The sequence below is a fragment of the Lacticaseibacillus baoqingensis genome (assembly GCF_003946165.1).
Lineage (GTDB): Bacteria > Bacillota > Bacilli > Lactobacillales > Lactobacillaceae > Lacticaseibacillus > Lacticaseibacillus baoqingensis.
Genome location: NZ_RHOI01000044.1, coordinates 1 through 17907 on the forward strand (window position 1 = coordinate 1; position 17907 = coordinate 17907).

20 protein-coding genes are annotated in these 17907 nt (G+C 49.8%); 13 read left to right on the plus strand and 7 right to left on the minus strand.

Features of this window, described 5'->3' with window-relative positions:
- Positions 1-150: zinc ribbon domain-containing protein (locus tag EKM91_RS12690; protein ID WP_164508590.1), on the plus strand; the 150-nt coding region annotated here is incomplete at its 5' end.
- Between the two features lie 335 nt (positions 151-485).
- Here EKM91_RS12690 and EKM91_RS12695 read toward each other — a convergent pair.
- Positions 486-2969, minus strand: a complete 2484-nt coding sequence (locus EKM91_RS12695; RefSeq protein WP_379896650.1) for a transglycosylase domain-containing protein — start codon at positions 2967-2969, stop codon at positions 486-488.
- A gap of 150 nt (positions 2970-3119) precedes the next feature.
- Here EKM91_RS12695 and EKM91_RS12700 point away from each other — a divergent pair, with 150 nt between their 5' ends.
- Positions 3120-3803, plus strand: a complete 684-nt coding sequence (locus EKM91_RS12700; RefSeq protein WP_125754274.1) for a YjjG family noncanonical pyrimidine nucleotidase — start codon at positions 3120-3122, stop codon at positions 3801-3803.
- Positions 3804-3910: 107 nt separating this feature from the next.
- Here the strand turns inward: EKM91_RS12700 and EKM91_RS12705 are convergent, their stop codons facing one another.
- The 3 genes from EKM91_RS12705 to EKM91_RS12715 are packed head-to-tail and all read right to left on the minus strand — an operon-like array spanning position 3911 to position 7468.
- A complete protein-coding gene (locus EKM91_RS12705) occupies positions 3911-4660 on the minus strand; it encodes a biotin--[acetyl-CoA-carboxylase] ligase (RefSeq protein WP_164508591.1) in 750 nt (249 codons plus the stop codon).
- A 10-nt stretch (positions 4661-4670) separates the two neighbouring features.
- Positions 4671-6074: a dipeptidase PepV gene (pepV, locus tag EKM91_RS12710; protein ID WP_125754276.1), complete on the minus strand. Its 1404-nt coding sequence runs from the start codon at positions 6072-6074 to the stop codon at positions 4671-4673.
- 59 nt (positions 6075-6133) lie between these two features.
- Positions 6134-7468 (minus strand): glycerophosphodiester phosphodiesterase, encoded by a 1335-nt coding sequence (locus tag EKM91_RS12715; RefSeq protein ID WP_125754277.1) that lies wholly within the window; start codon positions 7466-7468, stop codon positions 6134-6136.
- 64 nt (positions 7469-7532) lie between these two features.
- Between EKM91_RS12715 and EKM91_RS12720 the strand changes: the two genes are divergently transcribed.
- The 9 genes from EKM91_RS12720 (at position 7533) to EKM91_RS12760 (ending at position 14114) form a co-directional block, all read left to right on the plus strand.
- Positions 7533-7847, plus strand: a complete 315-nt coding sequence (locus tag EKM91_RS12720; RefSeq protein WP_125754278.1) for a hypothetical protein — start codon at positions 7533-7535, stop codon at positions 7845-7847.
- Entirely contained in the window at positions 7837-8919 is a 1083-nt protein-coding gene (locus EKM91_RS12725; protein WP_225419532.1) for a YibE/F family protein, read from the plus strand. The genes EKM91_RS12720 and EKM91_RS12725 overlap by 11 nt, the downstream gene beginning before the upstream one ends.
- Positions 8916-9644: a YibE/F family protein gene (locus EKM91_RS12730; RefSeq protein WP_125754279.1), complete on the plus strand. Its 729-nt coding sequence runs from the start codon at positions 8916-8918 to the stop codon at positions 9642-9644. Before EKM91_RS12725 ends, EKM91_RS12730 begins: the two co-directional genes overlap by 4 nt.
- 8 nt (positions 9645-9652) lie before the next feature.
- A complete protein-coding gene (locus EKM91_RS12735) occupies positions 9653-10252 on the plus strand; it encodes a metallophosphoesterase (RefSeq protein WP_125754280.1) in 600 nt (199 codons plus the stop codon).
- 69 nt (positions 10253-10321) lie between these two features.
- Positions 10322-10558 carry a hypothetical protein gene (locus EKM91_RS12740; protein WP_125754281.1) on the plus strand — a complete coding sequence of 79 codons (237 nt, stop codon included), beginning with the start codon at positions 10322-10324 and terminating at the stop codon, positions 10556-10558.
- Between the two features lie 175 nt (positions 10559-10733).
- Entirely contained in the window at positions 10734-12110 is a 1377-nt protein-coding gene (locus EKM91_RS12745) for a bifunctional metallophosphatase/5'-nucleotidase (protein ID WP_125754282.1), read from the plus strand.
- A 33-nt stretch (positions 12111-12143) separates the two neighbouring features.
- A complete protein-coding gene (locus EKM91_RS12750) occupies positions 12144-12707 on the plus strand; it encodes a YutD family protein (RefSeq protein ID WP_125754283.1) in 564 nt (187 codons plus the stop codon).
- 8 nt (positions 12708-12715) lie between these two features.
- The gene (locus EKM91_RS12755; protein ID WP_125754284.1) at positions 12716-13492 is read left to right on the plus strand and encodes a TIGR01457 family HAD-type hydrolase; all 777 of its coding nucleotides are present in this window, start codon (positions 12716-12718) and stop codon (positions 13490-13492) included.
- 1 nt (position 13493) lies between these two features.
- Complete coding sequence (locus EKM91_RS12760; RefSeq protein ID WP_125754285.1) at positions 13494-14114, plus strand: TIGR01906 family membrane protein; 621 nt, start codon at positions 13494-13496, stop codon at positions 14112-14114.
- Positions 14115-14176: 62 nt separating this feature from the next.
- Here EKM91_RS12760 and EKM91_RS12765 read toward each other — a convergent pair whose 3' ends face one another.
- From EKM91_RS12765 to EKM91_RS12775, 3 genes are all read right to left on the minus strand, one after another.
- Positions 14177-14830 (minus strand): VTT domain-containing protein, encoded by a 654-nt coding sequence (locus EKM91_RS12765; protein WP_125754286.1) that lies wholly within the window; start codon positions 14828-14830, stop codon positions 14177-14179.
- A 73-nt stretch (positions 14831-14903) separates the two neighbouring features.
- Positions 14904-15407 (minus strand): phosphatidylglycerophosphatase A family protein, encoded by a 504-nt coding sequence (locus EKM91_RS12770; protein WP_125754287.1) that lies wholly within the window; start codon positions 15405-15407, stop codon positions 14904-14906.
- A 9-nt stretch (positions 15408-15416) separates the two neighbouring features.
- Positions 15417-16397 carry an NAD(P)/FAD-dependent oxidoreductase gene (locus tag EKM91_RS12775; RefSeq protein WP_125754288.1) on the minus strand — a complete coding sequence of 327 codons (981 nt, stop codon included), beginning with the start codon at positions 16395-16397 and terminating at the stop codon, positions 15417-15419.
- A 123-nt stretch (positions 16398-16520) separates the two neighbouring features.
- Between EKM91_RS12775 and EKM91_RS12780 the strand changes: the two genes are divergently transcribed.
- Together EKM91_RS12780 and EKM91_RS12785 are read left to right on the plus strand one after the other, a co-directional pair.
- Positions 16521-17108 (plus strand): peptidylprolyl isomerase, encoded by a 588-nt coding sequence (locus tag EKM91_RS12780; RefSeq protein ID WP_125754289.1) that lies wholly within the window; start codon positions 16521-16523, stop codon positions 17106-17108.
- Between the two features lie 37 nt (positions 17109-17145).
- Positions 17146-17520, plus strand: coding sequence for a CvfD/Ygs/GSP13 family RNA-binding post-transcriptional regulator (locus EKM91_RS12785; RefSeq protein WP_125754290.1), 375 nt, complete (start codon positions 17146-17148; stop codon positions 17518-17520).
- The last annotated feature ends 387 nt before the right edge of the window (positions 17521-17907 follow it).

A 17907-nucleotide genomic window follows, 5' to 3' on the forward strand; every position in this document is an offset into this window, starting at 1 on the left:
TGTGGTTTTGTGATGGGTACAGCAGGTACCCACAAGCTGACTTTGGCCCAACGCCAATGGGATTGTCCACAATGCGGCCAACACCACATTCGCGACCATAATGCGGCACAGAACATTCTGGCTCGTGGGATTACCAAGCTTGCGGAATGACTAAAGCAAAGTACACGAAAAGTCCCTAAGGCCCTACGGTGTCCATGGGACTAAGGCGAAATACACCAAGTCCCTATGGCCCTTCGGTGTCTATAGGACTAAGGCGAAACACACCAAGTCCCTATGGCAACCTGGGGATGTTAAAGCCACAGGAATTAGTCTGAGAAGCTGACGAATTATTGTTGGTGACAGAATGTATCTGTGGAAATTGCGGCAAGGAAGTCAGCGAGGCTTCTGTCCCCGCAAGCCCTCGAATTCATTCGGGGGTGGTTGACGCAGTGACGAAAATAGCGGCAGCCGCGTTGGAGCATGGCTGCCGTTATTTCGCGGGACTGTCATTGGTTGGAGTTGGCACCATATTCAGTGGTGACTTTGCCGTAGCCGTTGCTGCGTTTGCCGCCAACGTATTCCCAAAATAGTTTGTAATTTTCCATCGTCCCGCCGATCCCGAATTGACTAGTTGCGGTCGTCGGGGCGGTGCCATTATATAAATTGGTGACAGTATCGCCGCTGACGGCGTAGTTAGTGCCATCAAAGTCGACATTGCCGTTATGCTGCCCAGTCAGTTTGTTGACGGTACTGCGCGCTACGCCGCTAGGTTCTGTTGGCGTCTCATCGGCTTTGAACGTATTGGGGATCAGCTTGTAAGTGGCATTGGCGAGCTTGGCCCAATAGGCCAAGTTGGTTTCACTCGCACTGCTGGATAAGTTGTATGCCGTACCGTTGGCGTTATCATAGCCGATCCAGCTGGCTAAAGTAACGCCAGGCGTCGAGCCGACAAACCAAATATCTTTGTAATCGTTAGAAGTCCCGGTTTTACCGATCAAGTTGCTGGTGTCAAAGCTGAGCTGATAATTCAAAGAAGCAGCCGTGCCTTTGGTGATCACCGAGTGCATCATTTGTTGCATGATGTAAGTGGTGGCAGGGGTGAAGACTTGAGTCGGATTTTCATGATGCTTATAGATCACATTACCGCCAGGATCCATGATCGAATCGATCACATAAGCATCCGTGTGCCGACCGCCATTTTCGAAGGTCGTGTACGCGCTGGCTTGGTCTTCGACGGTGACCCCATAATCCGTGCCTCCAAGGGCAAGCCCTAATTGCGCATAATCATGTGCCGTTAACGTCGAGATGCCAAGTTTAGTCAGATATGACTGTACATTGACACTTTGGCGCAGCTTGTCGTAAAGGTTCACAGCAGGGATATTATAGGAATTTGCTAACGCGTCGGTGGCCGAGATGAACTGGTTTTGGATCTGGCCGCCATAATCGGTCACACTGTAATTCGGGAAGTTCGTCTTAAAGTCTGCCAGCATCGATTGTGAGCCGATCACGCGGTTTTCGATGGCAGGACCATACACGGCCAGCGGCTTGATAGAACTGCCTGGCGAGCGGGTCGTGTAAATATGGTTCAATTCACCAGAGACACCACCAACAAAACCGATAACTGCCCCAGTACGGTTGTTCAACAAGACAGAGCCGTTTTGTACCGGTTCAGATTCTGTCGTATATTCGCCGGTTTCCGGATCGATATCACTGCTGGAATAGGTAGTGCCAAAAGTATACGCATTGTTTTTGACCACTGTTTGCATGCTGTCATAAACTTGCTTGTTAATGGTCGAATGCACTTGATAACCCTTGGTCGTCAATAGGGTTTGAGCTTGAGTCAAGTACTGGTTTTGCAGCGCCGAATCTTTATCCAAATCGGCTTGGGTATGGCCGTCAGCTTTGGCTAATTGGCGTGCTAAGATCGATTTAGCTTCGCTGGTCACCATATTGTAAACATAAGCATATTTTGTGGTGGCGTCATCAGATTCGGTGTCATGGCCTTGAAAATCTTTCTTCAGATCAAAGGCCAAAGCATCATGGTATTCCTTTTTAGTGATCGAACCGGCACGATACATCCGAAACAAAACCGTATGTTGGCGTTGAATGCCGGCACTGATATCGCGCTTCAAAGTCCCAGAGGCAGTGTAAGGGGTATACACAGAAGGACTTTGAGGCAGCCCGGCAATGAAGGCTGCTTCAGGCAAGGTCAGGTCTTTGGCATTTTTGCTAAATAATCCTTGGGCGGCAGTTTGGATCCCGGCAATATTTTGGCCTTTATTGTTACGCCCAAAAGTAGCGATGTTTAAGTAAGCTTGTAAGATATTTTCTTTGCTGAAGAAATGATTGATCCGCAACGCATACATGATTTCAGTCACTTTGCGTTTGAAGGTCGTTTCAGAATTTAAAAACTGCAACTTGACGACTTGCTGCGTGAGCGTCGAGCCCCCAGTTTGGCTGCCGACACCAGTGAATTCACTAAAAACAGCGCGAACCACTGCTTTTGGTGACACGCCGGCGTTGGCATAAAAGTCTTCATCTTCAGTCGCGATGATCGCTTTTTGGACCCAAGGCGAGACTTGATCAAGATTCACCGCATCGCGGATCAAGTCGCTTTTGACGTGGGTCAACTCAACATTGTCGGCAAAATACAGGTTGGTCGATTGGTCCACATTGTTCAACGTGCGTTGCATGGCAGTGCGTGTCGGGACTGGCGTGTCATTGACGATCGCGGCAAAATAACCAGCCAGCAAACCGATTCCAAAAACAGTGCCGATCGCCAAGACTGCAACCGCATAATAGATGATGGTCTTGAATGCTTGCAAGACGATATCCAAATATAATGGCCAAGTTTTAGCTGAAAACGGTGGTAATGCAATCGTTTTAGCCTTATTGGCCCGGGCTCGTTCGTTCAACCGGGTGAGCCAATGTTGCCACCGGGCCCCAAGCCACGTTATGAGCGTCTTCACATACTTCCCCACCTTTTGGATTTGCGCAATATGGCTCATTTTATCATTAGATCGAAGCAAACACCATAAAAGCACGGCAACCGTGATGTTACAGTCTTTTTACATCCACCATATACAAGGACCCGATCAGTATGCTAGCGTTAAGGAAACCAGGAAAAGGAACGGTAGGTTATGTATCGCAATTTATTTTTTGATGTAGATGACACGTTGTTGGATTTTGAAGCAGGTGAGTTGACGAGTTTAGCCGCGACTTTTCGCCGCCAGCAGATCCCGTATACACCACAACTAGAGGCGGCGTATTTGCAGATCAATACCAGTTTATGGCAGCGGTATGAACGCGGCGAGATCCAGCGGGAGCAAATTTTTGCCACGCGGATGCCAACCCTTTTTAAGCGTCTGCACCTCAATGGCGATCCCATGGCAGCAGAGCGCTACTATATGCATACCGTCAATCAGCAGGCGATCTTGTTGCCGCATGTGATCGAGACCTTAGCAGCGTTGCAAGATTTCCACCTATTCGTGGTGTCTAACGGCATTGAAAAAGCGCAACAGTTTCGGCTGACCAAGAGTCATTTGATCGATTATTTTGATGATGTGTTCGTGTCTGACAGTGTTGGTGCGCCTAAACCTACCGCAGCGTTTTTTGACTACGTGGCCAAACGCACCCCCCATTACGAGCCGCAAACCGCGCTGATCATCGGCGATTCGCTTACCAGTGACATTCAAGGCGGCCAGAATGCGCATATCGATACCGTCTGGTTCAATCCGCATTTTATTCCCAATCGCGGCCAGCAACAGCCAACGTATCAACTGAGTGAGTTTAGTGATTTAACGAAGATCGTAGCGGCAAATTGACCGTTTGCTGGATCCGCCAAATAGCGCCTTGGCCTGGATGAAAACATGCTTGTCCAGGCCAAGGCGCTATTTGGTGTTATTCGTGCCTGCGTGGCGGTCGTGGGCGTCTAATGCAGGCGGATGGAGCCGGTGTTGTATTGGTGTAAACCGCTAGCCGTGCGCAAGATCAAACTGCCGTCATCGGCAAAACCTTGCAAGACCCCATCGACAGGTTCATGGGCGCCGCTTAAGCGAACGGTTTGACCGATCCAAGCGGCAACCGGGCGATATTGTGGCATGATCGTTTCTGGGGCAGCCAGCAATGCGGTAAAGCGGCTTAACCAAGCCGCGGCTAGGGCTGGCCGGATGTCTGATCGCGGTTGGGCAGAAAGCAAAGTGCCAACCGGCAAGTCGATGGCGACGTCGGGTCGGTAGCCGGCAGGGGCAATATTGATCCCGATCCCAATCAAGATCGTGCCATCGGCAAGCCGTGATGCCAAGATGCCAGCGACTTTTTGGTTGGCGATCAATAAATCATTGACCCACTTGATTTGAGTTGTGACCTGCAACTGTTGCGCGATCGCTTGTTGCAGCGCCACACCGGCTGCTGGCGTCAATAATGATAATAGCGGTGCGGCAACGGCAGGTAAGGCATATGTCATGTACAAGCCGGTTTGCGCCGGTGAGAAAAATGCCTTGCCTAAGCGGCCGACACCATTGGTTTGGGCATTAGCAAGCAGCCAAAAAGGCGCTTTTTGGCCACCAGTGACGCGCGTTGCCGCAACGGCATTGGTCGACGTCGTGGTAGTAAACGTTTCAATGGGCAGAGTCTGTAAAGCAGCAGGTAATAAAGCGCGTAACGTATCTGGTGTAAACATAAGCTTCCTTCTAGCGTGTGAGCCGATAGATCGCGTCGGCATATATCGCGACGGCTTGGATCAAGTCAGCTAGCGGCATATATTCATTTGCTTGGTGCATCACATTTTCGCGTCCTGGCATCATCGCGCCAAAGGCCACGCCATGCTTAAGGATGCGGCCATACGTGCCGCCGCCGATCACTTTTTCGTGACCAGCCTGTCCCGTATGGGCTTCAAAGACTTGCAATAAGGTTTGAACAAAAGGCGTTTGTGCCGAGACATAATGCGGGGTGTGGCCAGGATCTTGAATGCTGACGGTGGCAGTGGTGTCGAGTGTGGCTTGCATCTGGCGTTGGATAACGTCCAGGTCAGTTCCTTGGGGATAACGCACGTTGATGGCAATGCTTTGTTCACCATCTGGCTGATAGGTAAACAGATCAGCACTAGCCGTCAGCTCGCCCATGACTGGATCAGTGATCGCGATCCCTAACCGATGACCGCGCGAATCGTCATGTAAATAAGTGGCAATAGTCGTTAAATATTGCTGTCCAGCAGGATCGTCCACCCATGGCGCTAACAGTGTGGCTAAATGCGTGGCCGCGTTGATCCCGGCGTCTGGTTCCAAAGCATGTGCCCCTTTGCCAGTGAGCGTAAAGACTTGACCGTCAACGCTTTGCGTGGTGTCGATTGTGACGTGATGCGCTTTGGCATAAGCGGCAGTGACCGCTTGCCAATCTGGCGGCAGCGTCCCGGTGATGATCGCGGTGGCAGTTTGAGGCACCATGTTGACCCGCAAGCCGCTGCTGAATGACAACAATTGGCGGTTGGCCAAGGCAGGCTTGGTGGCATTGAAGGTCAACAACAAGGTACTGATCCCTTTTTCCCCATTGATGATCGGAAACTCAGCATCAGGTGAAAAACCGTATTCCGGCAGTTGTTCTGTTTGTTGATAACGGGTCATCCCATACCAGCCGGATTCTTCATCAGTCCCGATAATGAAGTCGACACGCTTGTTTAACGTGATCCCTTGATCTTTTAACAGCTTCAGCGCGTAATAAGCGGCAAGCGTTGGGCCTTTGTCATCAGCCGTCCCGCGGCCGTATAAACGCTGGTTTTTTTGCGTCAGAAAAAAGGGATCACTATCCCAACCAGGACCGGCTGGGACCACATCCATATGGCCTAAGATCCCGATCACTTCCGGGCCTTGACCGGCGACGATGCGACCGACCACGTTGTCAAAATTTTTGGTGGCAAATCCATCGCGTTTTGCCAGTGCCAGCATCGCCTTCAAAGCAGCTGCTGGGCCTTCTCCTAAAGGTGCTTGTGGGGTCGCCAGATCGTCATTGCGGACTGATTCGATCGCGACTAAAGTTGCCAGATCGTGCAAAATGTCTGTTTGATAGTCAGCCGCCAGGGCTTGCCAGTTGATTGTCATTGTATTCCCACCTTAATTTTTTTAGATACTTTCACCATAGCATATCGTTTTCAAGACGCCTAATAAAGCGTCAGATCTAAAGCATGCGCGTTCAAGACGCCAGTACGTGTTTGGCCAAGGCCAAGTTTTGGCACTTGCAGACCATGCGCTTGATGAAACCGCAAAAACCAACAGCGGGCCTCATTCAGCTGAGGCTGTAATTGCAGCTGGTTGGCTGTGAGCCAACCGTTGGCGGTTTGACACCAAACAGTGCTGCCATGTAATTTCACTGCTAAGATCTGGACTTGCTGGCCATTGGCGAGAGTTTGAAGGCGCGCACTGCTTTGCTGCGGTGCTTGGCGAGTCGTGACTTGCCAGCCAGCAGCCGGAGTCACCGTCGCTTTTTGGCCCAGCAGCAGCTGCGCCCAGCCGGCTAGCGGCGCTAAGTTAAGAGTCGTCGCCTCGACGAAGGCATTGGTCCCGATTTGATAGTAGGTGGTTTGCTCAGAGCGAATGGCTTTTTGCACGTTGACCACGGCTTGTGCTGACAGTTTTTGCTTGCGTACTGTCGGCTGATAAGGATTCGTGTAAATCGGGATGGCAGAGGTATTCGTATTGGTGGCCAAGGTGTCGACAGGGTGAACTTGGGCTTCTCGAGTCAGCGATTGGTAGGTGTGGGCCAACTTAGGGTAGTTGGTCACGACCCCGTCGATCGGGAGGTTGGATAGCCAGCGCCATTTCTTTTGGTTTTCATTCATTTCATCCCACACATATACTTTTTGGCCGATGTGATGCAGATCCGAGACCAGCTTCGCACTCACGAGGTCACTCGACACATTGATGCCGGTGACATAAGGAAAAACCGCAAAGTTGATCCGTTTGAGCGATCCGACAATAAAGATCCTCGGCACACTAGGGAGCAAGGTTTGCAGACGCTTTAGGCTGCTGAGAGAAAACGAATGGAACATCACGCGATCTTGCATATGATAGGTGTTGACCAGTGCGGCGATCTTAGCTTCCATTTGGGGATGAGGGACGCCTTTTTCGATTTTCGTTTCGATCAAAAACTTGGTATCGGTTTGTTGATAATGTGCAAAGAGTGCTTGCAGGCTGTGTATCGGTTCGCCATTTTTGGTATGATATTGCTGGATTTGCTGAAAAGTTGCGGCTGTGATCGCGACGTTGGCGCCGGTTGTCCGTTTGAGTGTCGGGTCGTGTTGGATCACGAGCACCCCATCACTGGATTCTTGCACGTCTAATTCGACATAATCGGCCCCGGCGGCAAATGCCGCAGAATCGCCTTGGAAGGTCTCTTCAGGATATTGTAGCGGATCGCCGCGATGGCCGACTACGACGAATCCGCACAAGCAGGCATATAAAGCCACCCAAGCAGTAAACAGTAAGCATTTGGACATAAATTCCTCTCCTTATGCATAAGACCTTAGCACGAATCGTTTGAGAAATATAGGAGGTATCACATTGGACGATGAATATCAGACGTTTGATTTGATCCAAGAAATCACGCTTAATGATGGGAGTCAGTATTACGAATTAGGCAACATCTTGATGAATGGACGCGCTGAAAAAGCGGCGATCAAGCACTTGATCAAGCGCGTGCGCATCGTGCAGTTGAATATTCCGCACTCAACTGCTGTGCGGCGATATGAAGCCTATATTAATGAAACCTATCAAGTTCCACCGGTGGATCTTGACGCGTGGGAGGTTTGGGATAAGCCGGAAGGCGCGATCCGGGACGCTTATGACGACATTCTCAAACAAAATCATGTCGGTTAGTGGGCACCGCTGCTGGTGGCGCTGGGGTTTGCCGGTGCTGGCATTTGTTTTGGTGTTTGTGGGGATGCAATTTGATGCCGGCTGGTATCGACAGCCCATTGCCCGCATTCAAACGGTCCAAACCACGCAGGTTGCGCACCCAGTAGATAACTTCCAAAATCATGATCGCGTGGTGACTCAAAAATTGCAGGCGGTCTTGTTGAATACCGCTAAACAGGGTCAACGGCTGACCTTGCACAACACGTATTCGGCTAGTGGCGCAGAAGATGCACCCCTGGCGCCAGGTAATCAAGTCTTTTTGGCGCACGCCGGGCGCCGCTACACGATCAGTAACATCAAACGCGATGCCATCTTAATGGCATTGGCGGCGGCCACGTTGGTTCTGTTAGGCCTGATCGTTGGCCGGCATTTGTGGTTGACCCTAGTTTCAATTACCGCCAACGCATTACTGTTTATCGTTGCGCTGCATGTTGAAATCGCCAGTCATCAAACCTTGGCGTTTTTGTTGTTTAGTGCCGTCGCGATCGGGTTTGCGGTGATCACAACTGTGTTTGTCGTAGGCGTCAAGCCCTTGGCGGCAGTCGTGGCCAGTGCGACGATCGGGGCAACAGCATTAGGGGTTGCTTTAGGGTACGGTATTTTCGTTTGGACGAATTATCGCGATCTGCATTTAGAAACCGTCAAGTATGTGACCCAAGCACCTCAGTTGCTGTTTTTCGTGCAGATCATCATCGGATCGCTAGGTGCGGTGTTGGATGAAAGCTCAGATATTGCCGTTGCGATCTTTCAGCTTCACGACGGGGGCAAAGCGCGGTTCCACGCCGGTATGGCAATTGGGCGCAATGTGATGGGACCGTTGATCACCGTTTTATTTATGATTTTCATTGCAGAAACCTTTGCCGAAAGCGTCTTGTGGCTGCGCAATGGGAATTCGATCAGTCAAACAGTGGTTTGGGTGATGGGGCTGGGATTTGCGCAATCTTTGATCTCAGCATTTGGGATTGTTTTGGCGATCCCGCTCACTAGCGGGTTAGCCGCATTGGCGGCGCGCAGAACCAGGAGGCTCAGATGAGTGCGATCACAGCATTGGCGTTGGCATTGTTAATTCTAATGGTGGTCGTTGGCGGCAAGCAAGGTTTAAGCAACTTTTTTGCACTGGGGCTGAACACGCTGTTAATGATCTTAGCTGTGGTGTTGATGGCAGGCGGCTTTTCCCCGGTGGGAGTGGCCGTGGTGATCGGGTTGTGTGTGCTGGCGGCGACGATTTTTTTGAGCACGACACGCATGGATGTGGCAGGTCCGGCTTTTGTCGCTTCTTTATTGGTCATGGCAGGCGTTTTGGCGGTGGTGATCATTGGGGTCCGCTTCAGTGCAACGGCAGGGTTTGGCCCGGAAGACTCAGAGACGTTAGAAGGCTTTTCAGTTTATATTGGGGTCTCTTTTGAGCAAGTGTTGATTGCCACTGGTTTATTAGGCACTTTAGGGGCGATCGCCGAAGCGGCCAGTGCCGTCGCTGCAGGCGTGATCGAACTGGGACCCAAAGCCACACCAGCAGGGGTCAAAGAGATTCAGACGACGATTATCGGCACGGCTTTAAACACCTTATTTTTTGGGTTCTTTGGCGGCTTTTCAGCGCTATTCATCTGGTTTACCCAGCTGAAGTATTCATTTGCCACGATCATCAATAATCAGATCTTTGTTGGCGAACTGGTTCAAGTCCTGTTTTCTGTGATCGCGGTAGCACTGACGGTGCCGGTGACCCTCTGGGTCGTCAAGCGGCGCCAGCGGATCGTTTAGGAGGTAGCATGAATTTTTTTATTGCAGATACACATTTTTTCCATCGGGATCTACTCGGCCAAAACGACTTTGCCCCACGGCTTTTTGATTCTGTAGCGACCATGAATAGGGCTTTGATCGCTGCGTGGAATGCGCGGGTCGATGATAATGATGTGGTTTATCATTTGGGTGATATTGCGATGAATCCGGAAAACGTGCCCACAGATGCCGCTGTTTGGCAATTGTTGGCACAGTTGAATGGGCGCATTGCGTTTATTAAAGGCAATCATGATTACAATAGCTTGTTCAAGTATTTGCACCACCACGATCCGCTTTGGCATGGTGAGGATAAATTTAGTTTCCACGCAGTCGGGACGATCATCAAAGATGACCATACGCAATTCATTATGACGCACTATCCGTTGTTATTAGGAATTACCAAGCAAACGTTGAATCTCCATGGCCATATTCATCACAGCATGGTGCCGATCGCTGAGAATATTAATGTCGGTGTCGATGCCCCGGAACGGGCGTGGTTGTCAGCTGATATTCCCTGGGGCAGTCCTTTAACGGCGAATGAGGTGCATGAATTAGCCGAACGCAAACGAGAATTTTTGAAAAATAAATAATTTCACATTGATTTTTAATCAAAGTCTAGATAAACTGTCATTATAACCACACCCTATGGAGGTGATATCATGGCAGTGGTCGATGTTAGGACATTGCAGGCATTGCGACGAGAAGTCTTGGCCAACAGTGAACCGACGAAAATAGGACAAGTGAATGGGTTGATCACCCTTGGCTTTCGCAAGCTAGAGTGTCACGGTTTTTCTTCTGCTTATTTTCGATTGAGCTTTTGGCCACAGCTAGTGCCATTGTTGCAACCTGAGGCACAGCCGCAACTGGCTGCGCGCTTTGAAGCGTTGGTCCAGTAGACTTGATTTGGTGGGAAAGGAGGTGAGCATTTGATGCTGACCTCCTATTTAGTATGCGCCTGATGGGCCTGGACAATGTTGAGTGTTGGTGCGGTCCATACCAGGAGATTTTATTCGGGTTTTAGTTGCACGCGCTCACCGGCTAGCCTACCATGAAAGGATAGGGAGGGATTCGATGGCTGAGTTGGTGATTTTGCATACGAATGATCTGCATTCACATATGGACCATTGGCCCCGGATCGCGCGATGGCTCCAAGCGCGCCGAGCAGCTGCAATCGCGCGCGGCGCGGCAGTATTAGTCGTCGATGATGGCGATGCCATGGATCGCGTGCACCCATTAACAGAAGCAACAGATGGTCAGTTCAATATCCAACAGCTGAATGCGGTGGGGTATGATGCTGTCACGATCGGCAACAATGAAGGGGTGGGCAATAGCCATGAAACACTTGAGCATTTATACGATCATGCGGCGTTTCCGGTTGCGTTAGCGAATCTGTTCGAACCAGATGGGCGGCGGCCGAAGTGGGCGCAGCCAGTGGTCAAAAAAGTGCTTCCAGATGGCACGCGCGTGGCGATCTTAGGCTTTACGGCCCCATTTTTCTTAACGTATAAACCCAATGGCTGGCAAGTCAAGCCAGTAGAAGCGGTGCTTCCAGACTTGTTACAAGCCATTGCGGGCAGCTATGATGTCTTGGTCGTTTTGTCACACTTGGGGCTCAATGCGGATCGCTATTTAGCGGCACATTTTCCGCAGATCAATGTGATCGTTGGCGGCCACACGCACCATCTGTTAGCTCAAGGTGAAGTTGATGAGCAGACCTTGTTGACGGCTGCCGGCAAACACGGCCAGTATGTCGGCGAGATCCGCTTGCAACTGGATGCAGCCCACCGCATCACGGCGTCGGTGGCGCAAACGCATGCGTTTGAAACCTTGCCAGCAGCGCCAGATGATCAGGCACAAATTGCCGCTTGGCAGGCCAAAGGAATTCAGATGTTGCAGGCCCGGCCAATAGCGATGTTGCCACACGCTTTTAATATTGCGTATGATGGGCCGTCACCGTTGCGTGACATCGGTTTGGCAGCTGTAGCTGAAGGCGGCCAGACGCAGGCAGCATTGGTGAATGCGGGGCTGTTTTTGCGGGATCTGCCAGCAGGGTTGGTGACCCAAGCGGATCTGCACGCGTTATTGCCACATGCGATGCATTTGATGAAGATCACCTTGCGAGGAACGGATCTTTGGCGATTAGTGATGGAAATTGAAAAGAACCGGCATTTTTTGCAACATTTTCATTTGGTTGGGATGAGTTTCCGTGGGGATATTTTCGGCGATATGGGGCTGCTAGGCTTGACCGTGACGCCTAAACGCCAAGTCTTATATGCAAATCAACCGCTAGATCCCGATCGGCTATATACGATCACCGGTCTTGATCATTATTTGTTTATCCCGTTTTTCCCGACGATCGAGATCGTTGGTGATAATCAACTTATGTTTCCTAAGCTGCTGCGAACGGTGTTTGCTGATTATCTTGCGGCGCATTACCCGTTGCGATAATGGTATACTGAGACGTTTGGAAAGGAGTGCCACATGCCGAAAACAAAATCGAATCAATCTAAGACGCCGCAACCGGCTGTTCATGAGGTGACCCCCTTGGTCGATGTTGCGCAAGTGGCGCCAGATATGGTGACGATTTCAGGGCGTCGCTATCAGATCGTCCAAGAATACAAGCGGCCGTTTGATCGTGAGGCGTTTGCTAAACGGTATACAGAGATCTTAGATAAGTATGACTATGTCGTCGGGGATTGGGGCTATGACCAGTTGCGGTTGAAGGGATTTTATGCCAATGACAGCCGGCATGCCAGCAAAGGCCAAATGATCAGTACGTTAGGCGATTATCTGGCAGAGTATTGTAATTTTGGCTGTGCTTATTTTGTCATTCAACGTCTTGATGTGCCTGAGCCAAAGCCCAGACGCCGACCGCGGCGGGATAATGGGCGCAGCCGGCGCCGCAATAATAAGCGGCCGAATAAGCCTTATCAAGAGCGACAAACAACACCAGCCACCGTCACCGGACAGGCGCAAACGGTGGCTGCTAATCAACCACGCAAGCGGCATTTTACGATCCGCAAGCGTGAATCTAATGAGAAGTAGGTTTTGAATTGACATACAAAGGTTATATGATCGATCTGGATGGGACCATGTATCGTGGCCGCGAGCGGATCCCCGAAGCAAAGGCGTTTGTTGAACGCTTGCAAGCTAAACAGATCCCGTTTTTATTTTTGACGAATAATACGACTAAATCGCCTGCGGCAGTTTGCCAGAATTTGGCAAATAATCACGATGTATATGCGGATCCTAGCCAGGTCTATACGCCCTCTTTGGCGACTGCAGCATGGATCCAAGCAGATAATGATGGGGATGCCCATGGCAAAAGTGTGTATGTGATCGGCGAATTAGGGCTCAAACAAGCGTTATTAGACATTGGTTTGACGTTCAATGAAGTTGATCCTGATTATGTGGTCGTTGGGTTGGATTATGATGTGACGTATCATAAGTTTGAATTAGCCACGCTGGCCATTCAGCGCGGGGCCAAATTCATCGGCACCAATGCAGATACTAATTTACCCAATGAGCGCGGCCAAGTGCCTGGTGCCGGTTCTGTGATCGCATTAGTCGAGCGCAGTACCCAGCAAAAGGCTTTTTATATTGGCAAACCCGAAGGCATCATTATGGAACAGGGATTGAAGAAAATGGGCTTGGCCAAAGAAGACGTGGTCATGGTCGGAGACAACTACAATACCGATATCAAAGCAGGCATCAACGCAGGGATCGATACGTTATTGGTGTACACTGGCATTTCGACTCGTGCACAAGTTGCCGCACAAGCCGTGCAACCGACACATCAAGTGGCAACGTTGGCAGACTGGGAGGTTTAACATGCGTCGCTGGGAGTGGCTTACGCTTTGGTTATTCATCATTGCCGCAGTGGTATGGCTCACGATTTTGTTGACTTATGGACTTTATCCGGTGTTTGTGGTGAAAGATGGCCTTTTGAATGCTTGTGGCTTAACTTTTCAACGCTTGTACCACAATTACTTGCAGTTGTTAGCATACTTGCAAGTGCCTTGGATCTCACACCTGCACATGTCAGACTTTATGAGCTCAGCTAATGGGGCCCAGCATTTCAGGGATGTCCGCCACTTGTTCTTACTGGATATCGCGGTGGTAGTTGTCACGGCGTTTCCGGCTTTGCGAACATGGCAGCGGCTTAAGCAGACTCAGCAGCGTTGGCGGCTAGTGCAGCCGTTTTGGATCGGTGCAGTGGTACCGATCCTCCTGGGCGGATTGATGGCGATCAATTTCGATGCGGTTTTTATCCGCTTCCATCAGTTGTTGTTTCGGAATAACGATTGGCTGTTTGATCCGGCCACTGACCCGATCATCAATGTGTTGCCAGAAGATTTCTTCATGGCATGTTTTGTCCTTGCCTTACTTTTGTTTGAAGCAGTGATGGCGTGGGGAATCTGGCGTGGTCGTGTTGATGCACGTCGGCGCTAATAAATAAAGGAGCCATGACTTTGTCATGGCTCCTTTATTATTAGCTTATGCGGGTGTATCGGCTACTGCTCTTCTGCTGGCGCGGGTTTGCGGCTGCGCAAGGCGGTGATCAGTACTGGGATCAACGAGATGGCAACGATTCCCAACACGACTGCCGAAAAGTGGGCTTTGACGAATGGTACGTTACCAAAGAAGAAGCCTGCGAGGCAGCACATTGTGACCCATAAAAAGCCGCCTAAGAAGTTGTAGTGGATGAATTTGCCATAATGCATATTCGAACCGCCGGCAACAAATGGGGCAAATGTTCTGACTAACGGCATGAAGCGCGCGATGGCGATCGTTTTGCCGCCATGTTTATTAAAGAATGCCTCTGCTGAGGCCAGTTTTTCGCGGTTGATCAAACGGCCAAACAGGCCGCTATTAGATGCGGCTAAGCCTAAGTGTTTGCCAATTTCGTAGTTGACCGTATCACCAATCACTGCAGCAGCGAGAAAAAGGGCGAAAAACAGCCAAACATTAAGGTGATAAGCCGAATTTGCGGCTAAGGCACAAGCGGCGAACAAGAGCGAATCTCCAGGAAGAAATGGAAAAATCACGAGTCCAGTTTCGATGAATACCATCAGGAACAAGATCAGGTAAGTCCAGTTGCCAAAGCTATTGACGATCGTGATCAGATGTTCATCGATGTGAAGAATAAAATCGATTAGTTGCGTCATTCCCGACTCCTTTGATGTAATAGCTTCATTATACGGATAAAACGATCAAGGAAGGTGAAGAATTACTTAAACTTTAGTAGTTATCATCTTCAAGTTCTGGATGAGAATGGGCTAAACGACTGGCAGCTGCTGCTGCGATCGCGCCGACGATGTCATCTAAAAAAGTATGAATGATCCCGGGTTCATGGGCATTGAGCTTTGCCAAGATGCCAGGTTTGACACGATCGATATACCCATAGTTCGTAAAGCCGATCGAGCCATAGACATTCACGATCGCAAATGCCAAGATCTCGTCGACGCCGTATAGGCCTTCATCTTCAGCAATAATATTTTGCAAAGGGGCTTCAAGCTGCCCTGCTTCGGCTAATTTATCCAGTTGGATACCCGTCATGACAGCGTTTTGCACCTCACGTTTGAGCAAAACGATTTCGACGTTTTGCATGGCGTCGGCTAGCGTCAGGTCTGGAATGAATTTTTCCTGCAGAAACATCACTAATTCCCCAATTGCTTCAACGCTGACCCCACGCTCGGCTAATAATGCATGGGTATGTTGATAAAGCCGCTCTTCATTGGTCATATTGACCTCCTAATGGTAAAGCTGAGTGCTGTGGGTTGCTTGGCGTCGGTCTGGGTACAGATACGTGAGGGCTTCATTGATTGCGATCGGGGCTTCACCAAAGCCGCTTGCGATCAACTTGAGCTTGCCTGGGTAGGTGACGGCATCACCGATCGCATAGATTCCTGGAATGCTGGTAGCCATTTGTGAGTTGACGGTCACTGCATTGTGTTTTAGCGCCACACCCCATTGCCGCAACTGTTTGTTCTCACTGACGAAGCCATAGTTCACCAGTAATTTGTCGACATTAAGCGATGTTTGCCGATCCCCACGGACTTCTTTCAACGCCACGTTGATGCGATCAGCTTCTGCTGTAACGGCATCGATCAAAAACGGCGTATGGCAGGTCACACTGCTGGCTTGTAACTTCGCAACACTGGATTCCAGGCCTCTGAATTGGTTGCGGCGGTGGATCAAATGAACACTTTTGGCAATGGGTTCAAGCGCCAAGGCCCAATCGATCGCCGAATCGCCACCGCCGGCAATGGCGACATCCAAGCCGCGCATTTCCTCAAGGTCTTGGACGAAATATTGGATGTGTTCAGGTTCCAACGCCGGATCATAGTCGACGGCCAGTTTGCGTGGGGTAAAAGCGCCACCGCCAGTGGCAATGATCACGGCTTTGGTGGTGTAAGTGCCAGTCGTGGTTTCTAACGTGAAGCCAGTGGGGGTCGGCGTGATGGCCAAAACGTTTGTTGCGGTGTGGATGCTGGGATGAAAATGGGTGACTTGCGTCTTTAATTGGGTGATCAAAGCTTGACCACTAATGTTAGGGTACCCGCCAATATCATAAAGGATCTTGGCCGGATACAAGTTGCCAGGCTGCCCCCCTAATTCGGCTAAACTTTCTAATAATAGGACGTCGGCGCTATGCAAGCCTGCGTAAAAAGCCGCAAACATGCCGACTGGTCCGCCACCAATCACGGTGATCTCGTACGTATGTGTCGCCATCTTTTGACCTCGTTTCTAAAATCTAACAGCTTTACACTAACATATTTTGTCGGTGGCGGCCATGATGTCGCATTCCGCACTAGCTTCATGTACAATAGGAAAGATTAATCATTATAGGAGGCAATTATGTATCCACAACTCGATTTAACTCATTTTAAAGGACCAAAAGCAACGATGCACACTAGCATGGGTGACGTGACGTTTGCACTGTTTACCCAACAAGCGCCTAAGGCCGTCGAAAATTTCATCGGTTTAGCCAAGCAGGGTTACTATGATGGCATCATTTTTCATCGCGTGATTGCTGACTTTATGATCCAAGGCGGCGATCCTACTGGCACCGGTGCTGGTGGCGAAAGTATCTGGGGACATGCATTTGCAGATGAATTTTCTCCTGAAGTCTTTAACCTAAAAGGGGCATTGTCGATGGCAAATGCTGGTCCAAATACTAATGGCAGCCAATTTTTTATCGTGTCGAATGAACACATCAACCCAGACATGCTTGCGCAAATGCCAGGTGCGGGTTATCCAAAAGCCGTGATCGACGCCTATCGCAATGGCGGCACGCCATGGTTGGATGGACGCCACACAGTCTTTGGTCATGTGATCGGCGGCACTGATGTGGTTGATGCGATCAGCAAAGTCAAAACCCAAGCAGATCGTCCGGTAACCGACATCACGATCACCGGCATCACAATTACAGACGCAGAGTAACCGCTGCTGGATATTGCGAGAAGAGATGAGTGACGATATGAACTATCGCATTGGCGATATTATCTCTGGTAAAGTGACCGGGATACAACCTTATGGCGTGTTTGTTCTATTAGATGAACATACACAGGGGCTGGTGCATATATCGGAGTGCCAACATGGATTTGTTAAGGCACTCAACGAGCGTTTTCACATTGGCCAAACAATTGAAGTCGTGATCTTAGACATCGATGAGTTTTCTGGTAAGATCAGCCTTTCTTTGCGCGCGTTGATGCCTGCACCTGAGATGACGACCTATCGACGGCGGAAACATTATTGGACCACAAGAAAAGTGCATACTGGTTTTACGCCGATCGCCAACCACTTGCAGGGTTGGGTAGATGAATACTTGCAACAACTTGATCAAAAAGCGTGATCTTAGGATCGCGCTTTTTATTAACATTAAAGAGATTTTATGCATCGATGTTCGCGTTTTGGCGTGATGAATATTCATTCTTGCGAGTTCCAAATTGGCAGTATTCGGAGAACCGCGGATTTCGGAAAAAAGTCGAAAATAGTGTTGACGAAGCAACGTAAAAGCTGGTAAGATACTTGTTGTTGTCACGAAGCAAGTCAGGTGCGAGACATTGATCGCACCGAGATCTGCATTGAATAAATATTCAAGTTTTAAAAAAGTCGTTGACAACGCTGACCGGCTAAGATATACTAACAAAGTTGTCTTAACGGACAAGGTAGTCCTTTGAAAACTGAACAAAGTTTCGTAAATGTGATAGGGCTTTTCTTAAATGAAAAGAATTAAACA

What these genes read in the sequence shown, in the direction of transcription:
- EKM91_RS12700 (WP_125754274.1), top strand. Translation starts at nt 3,120, where the DNA reads ATGTATCGCAATTTATTTTTTGATGTAGATGACACGTTGTTGGATTTT.
- EKM91_RS12705 (WP_164508591.1), bottom strand. Translation starts at nt 4,660, where the DNA reads ATGTTTACACCAGATACGTTACGCGCTTTATTACCTGCTGCTTTACAG.
- pepV (WP_125754276.1), bottom strand. Translation starts at nt 6,074, where the DNA reads ATGACAATCAACTGGCAAGCCCTGGCGGCTGACTATCAAACAGACATT.
- EKM91_RS12715 (WP_125754277.1), bottom strand. Translation starts at nt 7,468, where the DNA reads ATGTCCAAATGCTTACTGTTTACTGCTTGGGTGGCTTTATATGCCTGC.
- EKM91_RS12725 (WP_225419532.1), top strand. Translation starts at nt 7,837, where the DNA reads ATGTCGGTTAGTGGGCACCGCTGCTGGTGGCGCTGGGGTTTGCCGGTG.
- EKM91_RS12730 (WP_125754279.1), top strand. Translation starts at nt 8,916, where the DNA reads ATGAGTGCGATCACAGCATTGGCGTTGGCATTGTTAATTCTAATGGTG.
- EKM91_RS12735 (WP_125754280.1), top strand. Translation starts at nt 9,653, where the DNA reads ATGAATTTTTTTATTGCAGATACACATTTTTTCCATCGGGATCTACTC.
- EKM91_RS12740 (WP_125754281.1), top strand. Translation starts at nt 10,322, where the DNA reads ATGGCAGTGGTCGATGTTAGGACATTGCAGGCATTGCGACGAGAAGTC.
- EKM91_RS12745 (WP_125754282.1), top strand. Translation starts at nt 10,734, where the DNA reads ATGGCTGAGTTGGTGATTTTGCATACGAATGATCTGCATTCACATATG.
- EKM91_RS12750 (WP_125754283.1), top strand. Translation starts at nt 12,144, where the DNA reads ATGCCGAAAACAAAATCGAATCAATCTAAGACGCCGCAACCGGCTGTT.
- EKM91_RS12760 (WP_125754285.1), top strand. Translation starts at nt 13,494, where the DNA reads ATGCGTCGCTGGGAGTGGCTTACGCTTTGGTTATTCATCATTGCCGCA.
- EKM91_RS12765 (WP_125754286.1), bottom strand. Translation starts at nt 14,830, where the DNA reads ATGACGCAACTAATCGATTTTATTCTTCACATCGATGAACATCTGATC.
- EKM91_RS12770 (WP_125754287.1), bottom strand. Translation starts at nt 15,407, where the DNA reads ATGACCAATGAAGAGCGGCTTTATCAACATACCCATGCATTATTAGCC.
- EKM91_RS12775 (WP_125754288.1), bottom strand. Translation starts at nt 16,397, where the DNA reads ATGGCGACACATACGTACGAGATCACCGTGATTGGTGGCGGACCAGTC.
- EKM91_RS12785 (WP_125754290.1), top strand. Translation starts at nt 17,146, where the DNA reads ATGAACTATCGCATTGGCGATATTATCTCTGGTAAAGTGACCGGGATA.